Origin of the sequence: Haliscomenobacter sp., from assembly GCF_033763495.1 — a bacterium.
Taxonomy (GTDB): domain Bacteria; phylum Bacteroidota; class Bacteroidia; order Chitinophagales; family Saprospiraceae; genus Haliscomenobacter.
This window is the reverse complement of sequence record NZ_JANRKL010000003.1, coordinates 1-8,362: the sequence shown is the minus strand read 5'-3', so window position 1 is coordinate 8,362 and position 8,362 is coordinate 1. Positions and strand designations below refer to the sequence as shown.

The window sequence follows — 8,362 nt, the reverse complement described above, 5'->3', positions numbered from 1 at the left end:
CGAAAAAAAACTCAGCACCTGGATCAATGCTCCTGAAAAAGTGGCCATTGAAATCAATTTGCCCAAAGCTGCCACTTTCGACCGCTTTATGGTGCAGGAAAACATTGCTGAAGGCCAACGCATCGCCGAAGCTCAGCTGGAATACTGGGATGGTAGTGCCTGGAAGTTGATCAAAAATTTCACAACGGTGGGCTACAAACGGCTGTTGCGTTTTGATGCGGTTACAGCTTCCAAACTGCGTTTAACCGTATTGCGGGCTCTTGCTCCTGCACAGATTGCTGAAGTAGGTCTGTATAAGGCATCAGTAAGCGAATAGCGAATAGCGAATAGCAAAAAGTGGCTTTTGCTATTCGCTTTTCGTTTTTCGCTATTCGCTTTTCCCTCCCCAAAGTTTGGCGGACGACTATTAACACTAAATTTTCTTCTAGTTTTTCCCGAAAATCTGTATATTACCGCACCGAGTTTGAGGCCCACTTCCAATTTCAAAGTATGCGGTTGGTATTGTCACTTTGTTTCTGGTTTTTTGTTGCCGGGGCCATTGCGCAAGAAGCGTATGTGGTGGTAGACAGTATTGCCATCAACGGAAACAAACGCACCAATATCCAGGTCATCCTCCGCGAACTTCCCTTCCAGATTGGAGACACCATTTTGCGCAAAAATTTAAAAGACCGCCTCGCCTGGGGCAAACAGCAGGTGCTGAACACGGGAATGTTCCGTGAAGGCATCATCAGCTATACCCCCAGTGCCAGCAAGCCCGATCACATTTGTATCGCCCTGGATTTGGCGGAAAGCTGGTACATTTATCCCACACCCTATTTTGAGTTGGCCGACCGCAATTTCAACGTATGGTGGGTAGATCAAAACCGCTCCCTTGATCGCATCATTTATGGAATGGACTTTGTGCACCGCAATTTTTCGGGCAATCGCGATCGTTTTCAAGTCAAGTTTACCAATGGTTATACCCGCAATTACGCCCTGGGCTACAAATTGCCTTTCATCAATCGGAAAAAGACCCTGGGTATAGATGCAGCCGTTTCTTTTGCGCAAAACCGGGAGATCAACTACGCAACTACTCAAAATCGCCAGCAGTTTTTTAAAAACGAAGACCAGTTTGCCTACCACCGTTTCCGTTCTCGCCTGTCTATGGTGTATCGACCCAAGTTGCGCGAACAACACGAAGCCCGGCTCAGTTATGAGGACAATAAAATCATGGATCAAATCGCCAAAGACCTCAATCCTGATTTTTTTCTGGAAGGGCGGAGTCGTCAACGGTATTTTTCGCTGGCCTATACCTATACCTACGATTCTCGCGACTGCCGACCTTACCCGCTGGAAGGGCAATATTTTTCAGCTTCTTTTGAAAAAGACGGCCTCGGAATCGTTTCAAACGACCGCAGTGCCCTGACCTTTAGTAGCCGCTATGCTCAGTTTTTGCCATTGGGCAATCGTTGGAATTTTTCATTTATCGGCCGGGCAAAATTCTCCTTCATCCGCAGCCAACAGCCTTACAACGACAATCGGGCCATTGGGTATTCTGACAACGATTTGGTTGGCTACGAGTATTACGTCATCGATGGCCTGGATATGGGCATCATCAATACCAGCTTCAGGGTCAAAATTGCGGACAATCGACTCTGTTTTGGAAAAATCATCCCGGTAGAACGCATGCGGGAACTACCTTTTAAAGTATATTTGGCCGTCAACAACGACTTTGGCTACGTCAACCATCCTTTTGATTTTGGGGCCAACTCATTTACCAATCGGATGTTGTGGGGCAAAGGGATCGGCCTGGATGCGGTATTCTTTTTCGACAAGGTATTTAAAATCGAATACAGCTTCAACCACCTCTGGGAGTCGGGGATTTTTTTTCATTTCAACATGAATATTTGATGCGGGTTGTAGTATACGCCTACGTGCTGAAGGATCATGATGTGCCGCATATCCAGCGCCTTTTTGATGCCTTGCACGAGGAAGGGATTTCGGTATACGTGTACGGCCCATATCTGGACCTGATGCGCGACAAAATCAAGTTTCAAAAGCCAGTAGGCGAATTTGATGGCTACATCGATTTTACCCTGAAAAAATTTGATTTTGTAATCGCACTGGGCGGCGACGGGACCATCCTGAGCGCCATCACGCATGTGCGGGAATCGGGCGTTCCCATTCTGGGCATCAACCTGGGGCGCCTGGGATTTTTAGCCAGTATTGAAAAAAAACGCATCCGCGACGCCGTCCAATTGCTGGCCAAAGGGCGCTACAGCGTTGAAGAGCGGGGGCTCCTGTACCTCGAAAGCAATATGCCCTTGTTTGGGGATACCCGCTTTGCACTCAACGATTTTACCATTCTGAAGCGGGATACCTCTTCCATGATCACCATCCATACTTACATCAATGGTTCGTACCTGAATACCTATTGGGCGGACGGGATCATTGTGGCTACTCCAACGGGTTCCACCGGATATTCTTTGAGTTGTGGCGGGCCGATCATTTTCCCCAACTCCGGCAATTTTGTAATCACTCCGGTAGCTACCCACAACCTGAATGTACGCCCGGTGGTCATTTCCGACGATTCAATCATTTCTTTTGACGTAGAAGGGCGGGCCGAAAACTTCCTCTGCACCCTGGATTCCCGCTTTGAGACGATTACTTCGGCACATCAGTTGGCGGTACGGAAAAACGATTTTTCGATCAATCTGGTGCAGTTGCACGATTATGGGTTTATGGATACAATGCGGGATAAGTTGGCGTGGGGGCAGGATTCTCGGAATTAGTGTAAAGTTTTTTCACCACCTAAGAATCCTGAGGAACTAAAGAGATACATCAAGAAGGGTGAATTTTAATTTGAGGCCTCTTGCTGTTTGATTGCCGCTTTGTACAACAACGGTGCCAGCCCAAATTTTTTTCGAAATGCATTGTAAAAAGACACCTTATTGTTGAATCCGGCCAGGTAGGCAATTTCTTTGACCGACAATTCTGGTTCAACCTCACTCAGCAGCAGTTCCCTTGCCTTTTCCACCCGCAAATTGTTGATGTACTCATAAAAATTACAGCCAATCGCCTCATTGATCGTTTGGGAAAGATGGTATTTGGAGACATCCAGGCGTTGGGCCAGTTGTTCCAAACTCAATTCTGCCTCCAAGTACAGCTCCTCCTCTTCCATCACCTGTTTTAACTTGCGTTCGATCGCTGACAAGACCGTTTGGGGCAAAGTCGAACTGTTATTTTTGCTCACCAGCACCGGATTTTTCCAACCCAATCCATCAAATACCGCCGGCTGCGTATAGCCCGCGTAGGCAATAAAAAACACGAAAACCGTCATAGCCATTGAAATCTGGTAATCCCAGCTCAGGTTGAAAAAAGGAAAACGGATCAGCACAAAATAACTGCTGTAACACAGGGCGAAGCCCAGAAAGGCCCAGGCCAGACCGCGTGTCCAGAAATGGATGCTGCTGTTGATTTTACTTTGACGATAGGCATACCGAATGATCCAGATGGAAAAACCGAGTAGATAGCCCAAACGAGCATACAATAAAACTAATCGGATCCAGCCAGCCTGAGGGAAGGCCATTTGTTGTTGTAATGCACTGGTTTTGTGAGCAGCTGAACTAAAATACCAGGGTAAAAAAGGCAAGATTGCTAGGCAAAAAGGTAGAAAAAGCAAATAATCCAGTGGACGCGGCCAATAACGCTCGTACACCCACCTCTGGTAAAACCACAACAAGGGACCGAACAAAAAGGGAATTTGCAAGCCCAGCATGGCAAAATGGGGAAACTGGTAAATGTAGCGCGTCCACCACAAGACGTATTCCGCCATCATCAAACCAAAGCCAAACAGCAAGAGTGCCAGCCAGCGATTGCCGCGCCGCTCCTTGTCGGCTTTGAGCCAAAATACGAACGTGAGGAACCAGGCCTGAAAAACCGCTAAGGCAAAAATGATGGTCCAGGTATCCAGTGAAGGTGACGGAGGCATGGGCGCTTTTTTTGCAAAAAATACATATTTACTCACCCAATGAGTAAACCTGAAACCAGATTTACTCCACTTTGCCATTCAATGTACAGATTTGATCAAAAAAATATGCAGAACACCCGACTAGAATTCAAACCGTTGTGCTGCGGAGGCAACTTTTGGCTGACAAGCGCCATTTGGTTTGCCTCCGCCTTTTGGTTTGGCCTGCTGGCCCAAAGCCAGTTCAGCCTCTTGAAAGACAGCCTTAACCCGGTTCTCAATTTTCAAAACACCCCGGCGCGTTACAAAGGTGCTGCCTGGATTGACCTGGATGACGACAACCGGCCCGATCTGCTGGTTTGCCAGCGCTTTTTGTTCCACAATGAAGGCCAGGGCAAGTTTCGCCAATTGCCCGACCTGACCCGCACCCACGGTGCTCAGGGGGCTGCCGGAGCTGCTTGGGGCGACATCGACAACGACGGCGACCCCGATGCGATCCTGGCGGCCCGCAATTCGGGGCTGTACCGCAATGACGGTGCCGCCGGATTTGTCAACATCAGTCTGAGCCTACCCGGACTGCGCGATAGCTTCCCAGCTTGGGACGCCACCTTGGTTGACGCCGACAACAACGGCCGGCTCGACCCACTTTTTGTACACGCCCGGGGTTTTCATGGCAATCCGGCCTCACCCTGCAAGTTCTTTTTGCAGGGCAGCGATGGCCAGTTTGTAGCCCAAAGTGGCTGGTCTTTTGTGGATTCTTTGGCACCCTTTACCATTCCAACCTGGAGTGATTACGATCTGGATGGCGATCAGGACTTGTTCATTGGAACTGGCCCCGGTGGTCGCCCGGGTTTTGACCATTGTTTTCAAAACCAGCTCAAAGAAACGGGCACTTTTGGCATTGTACGTTTAAAAACCTACCCTTTTGATCAGCCGCAAGACGGACAGGTATACAATTTTCCCGATGTGGACAACGACGGCGACCTGGATTTGTGCCTGAGCAATTACAGCGGTGCAGTGTCGGGGCTTTGGCGCAACGATGGAGGTAAATACGTCTCCTGGCCAAGCCCTTTTTCCAATCGCCGCAGCTACCTGAGCAACAACTGGGCCGACCTCGACAACGACGGCGACCTGGATGTGCTGTTTACCCGCGATTCGGCCAATTATGTACATTGCTACTGGAATGATGGCCGGGGCAATTTTACGGAAAGCCAAACGCCCACGACCTCGGTTTATGGCCTGGCTGGAGTCTCACTCGCCGATTACGACAACGACGGCGACCTGGACCTGTACACCAACGGTGCAGGGGCGGCGCGCTCCCTCTTTCGCAACGAGCTCGTGGGCGGTACCCAACGCCATTGGCTACAACTCAAACTTCAGGGCACCCGCAGCAATCGCTCGGCTTTGGGGTCCAGGGTTGTTATCAAGGCCAATGGCAAATGGCAAACCCGGGAAGTACAGGCGCACAACAATTTTCAGGGGCACAACGACCTGCGGGTGCATTTCGGGCTAGGGCAGGCACCAGTGATCGACTCCATGCGGGTGTTTTGGCCTTCGGGGGAAGTAGACGCCTTTGCGCAGCTTGCAGTGGATCAGTTTTTAAAATTGGAAGAAGCGGGCCGGCTGCAAGTAATTCAGGAAGAAGTGGTTGATTTGGCGGTAAAAAAAGGGGGCAAAAAGGAGGAGTTGCAGCTAAAATTGCCACCTGATGTTCAAGTCAGTTCTCTGTCATTGGCGAATGAGCAAGGGGGGATGATTCCAGTGGACTTTCAGGTAAAAGGAGGTAATCTATTTTTGAGGCCGAAGAAAATGCTGGGGGCTGGGCGGTATTATTTGACCGTTTGGGGGAAGGAGGGATTGGTCTTGCGGGGGAGGTTGGTAATCCCTGAATAAACTAGGGTTTCACTATTTTTTGAAAATCACTAACTCTCATTACGCATTTTTTTACCACAGAGTTTAACGAAGTACACGCGGAGTTTCGCGGAGTTTTTTAGGGCACCTTCGGTGCAAAGAGGCCACGGAGGCGGCCTTTGCTGAGGTTTGGTGCGTTATCCTAAATCAAGTTCTGGCATTATACTTAATTTAAGCAAGATTTTAATGGAACCCGAACTCCAGCCACCGCAGGTGGCAAACTCTTTACAACTATCAAACTCTGTGAAACTCCGCGTGTACTTCGTTAAACTCTGTGGTAAAATATAGTCGCTTTAGTTTCATAATTGTTACTTGGGGAAACCTCACGCCAACTCCGCCAATTCCATCCAGCGCAGCTCTTTCTCCTCAATTTGCCCAGTCAATTGATTGATTTCCTGCGAAAACTTTTTGATGTCATCCGGGGTCAAATCTGTACGATTGAACTGGTCGGCTACCTGGGCTTTTTTCTCCTCCAGTTTCTGAATTTCTTTTTCGAGGCGGTTCATTTCCTTGCGTTGATCAAAAGTCAGGCCCGGTTTGGCTTCCTTTTGTTCGTCCTTGACCTTTTGTTGTTCCGCTTTGTCCTGGCGGCGTTGCTCGCGTTCGCGTTCGCGCTGGATTTCGCGGTAGTCGCTGTAGTCGCCGTTGAAGTCGCGGATTTGGCCGTCGCCCTCAAATACGAAGAGGTGCTCCACCACTTTGTCCATGAAGTAGCGGTCGTGCGTGACGATGATCACGCAGCCAGGGTACTCCAGCAAGAATTCTTCGAGTACATTGAGGGTGAGGATATCAAGGTCGTTGGTAGGCTCGTCGAGGATGAGGAAGTTTGGGTTGCGCATCAGGATCATCAGCAGGAAGAGGCGACGTTTTTCACCACCACTCAGCTGGGAGACGTACACTTGCTGCTGCTTGCGGCTGAAGAGGAAGCGCTCCAGTAGCTGCGCTGCACTTAGTTTCAGGCCCTTTTCCAGGGGGATGTATTCCGCGATGTCCTGCACGGCGTCGATCACCCGTTTGTCGGATTGCAACTGGATGCCGTCCTGGGTGTAGTAGCCAAAAACGGTGTTGTCGCCTTGCACCACCTTACCCGTATCGGGGCGAATTTCGCCGGTGAGGATTTTGAGGAAGGTGGTTTTGCCTACGCCATTGGGGCCAACTATACCGACACGCTCGTAAGGGCGAAACTTGTAGTTCATGCCCTCCACGATCTTTTGGTCCTTAAAACTTTTACCGACGTTGTGGAGTTCCAACACTTTTTTGCCCATACGTTGCCCCTTGATGTCGATTTTCATTTCCTTGTCGACGGTGGCACCCGATACTTTTTCATTGAGTTCGGTGTAGGAATCTACGCGCGACTTGGCTTTGGTACTGCGGGCTTTGGGTTGGCGGCGCACCCAGTCCAGTTCTTTTTTGAGCAGCTTGCGGTCTTTGTCCAGCTCGATGTTTTCGTTTTCGGCGCGGGCGGCTTTTTTCTCCAAAAAATCGGAATAGTTGCCGCTGTATTTGTACACCTGCCCCTTGTCCAGTTCCACGATCAGGTCACAAACCCGCTCCAGGAAATAACGGTCGTGGGTCACCATCAGGATGGTCAGGTTGGGTTGCGCCAGGTATTCCTCCAGCCATTCGATCATGTCGAGATCAAGGTGGTTGGTGGGCTCATCGAGGATCAAAAAATCGGGATCGGCCAGGATCATGCGCACCAGGGCAAGGCGTTTTTTTTGCCCACCGGAAAGGGTGCGTACGGGTTGGCTGTAATTGGCGATGCGAAAACGGGTGAGCAGTTCCTTGAGTTTGGCGTCGAGGTCCCAGGCTTTGAGGTCGTCCATTTTTGTCATGGCTGCCTGTAACTCATCGGACTTCTCGGGGTACAGTATCGCTTCTTCGTAGGCTTTGATCGCGTTGAAGGTGGGGTTGTCGGCATCCAGCGCCGCATCGATGATGGTATCGTGAGGGTTGAACTCGGGGTCTTGAAACAAAAATCCGACCCGGGCATCGCGGTGTACCAAAGTGCGGGCGTTTTCGCCTTCGGAGCCTTCCAGCCCGGCTACTACTTTGAGCAGGGTGGATTTGCCGGAGCCGTTTTTGGCTACGAGTCCCACTTTTTGGTTTTTGTTGACTTGCAGGTTGATGTTTTGGAAGAGTACTTTTTCTCCGTAGGTTTTGGTTACGTTTTCCAGCGTCAAATAATTCACGTTGTATGGATTTTTAGGGGGCGAAGATAGGAAAATTTGAAGTTTAGATACTTAATGCCTACACACTCGTTTAGATTAACCCTACACAAAAGCTTTTTTTGGTACCTTCGCCCCGCAAATCAAAGCACCCGCAGCGCTGGCATGAAACGCGAATTCCTCGCCAATCTGATTTTTTTACTGTTCATCAATCTGGTGATCAAACCCACCTATTTGTTTGGAGTAGAGCGCGTAGTGCAAAACGTGGTAAGCGAACACCTATACGGCATTTATTTCAGCATCCTGAACCTGACTTTGATTTTGAATATCATTGCTG

Annotated in this window: 5 protein-coding genes and 1 pseudogene; 4 read left to right on the top strand and 2 right to left on the bottom strand. The window is 49.6% G+C overall.

The genetic code is table 11. From position 1 onward, the window contains the following. From SFV55_RS00120 to SFV55_RS00110, 3 genes and pseudogenes are all read left to right on the top strand, one after another. Positions 1-316 (top strand): annotated as a pseudogene (locus tag SFV55_RS00120) (alpha-L-fucosidase); the annotation flags it as partial. A 173-nt stretch (positions 317-489) separates the two neighbouring features. Then, positions 490-1,890, top strand: coding sequence for a BamA/TamA family outer membrane protein (locus SFV55_RS00115; RefSeq protein WP_320027405.1), 1,401 nt, complete (start codon positions 490-492; stop codon positions 1,888-1,890). Beyond that, entirely contained in the window at positions 1,890-2,771 is an 882-nt protein-coding gene (locus tag SFV55_RS00110; RefSeq protein ID WP_320027404.1) for an NAD kinase, read from the top strand. The genes SFV55_RS00115 and SFV55_RS00110 overlap by 1 nt, the downstream gene beginning before the upstream one ends. A 65-nt stretch (positions 2,772-2,836) precedes the next feature. On the opposite strand, the gene SFV55_RS00105 is transcribed toward SFV55_RS00110, so the two are convergent. Next, the gene (locus tag SFV55_RS00105) at positions 2,837-3,970 is read right to left on the bottom strand and encodes a helix-turn-helix domain-containing protein (RefSeq protein ID WP_320027403.1); all 1,134 of its coding nucleotides are present in this window, start codon (positions 3,968-3,970) and stop codon (positions 2,837-2,839) included. A 105-nt stretch (positions 3,971-4,075) separates the two neighbouring features. On the opposite strand from SFV55_RS00105, the gene SFV55_RS00100 reads away from it, so the two are divergent. Next, complete coding sequence (locus SFV55_RS00100) at positions 4,076-5,839, top strand: CRTAC1 family protein (RefSeq protein WP_320027402.1); 1,764 nt, start codon at positions 4,076-4,078, stop codon at positions 5,837-5,839. Between the two features lie 341 nt (positions 5,840-6,180). Here the strand turns inward: SFV55_RS00100 and SFV55_RS00095 are convergent, their stop codons facing one another. Beyond that, positions 6,181-8,049, bottom strand: a complete 1,869-nt coding sequence (locus SFV55_RS00095) for an ABC-F family ATP-binding cassette domain-containing protein (protein WP_320027401.1) — start codon at positions 8,047-8,049, stop codon at positions 6,181-6,183. Positions 8,050-8,362 lie beyond the last annotated feature (313 nt).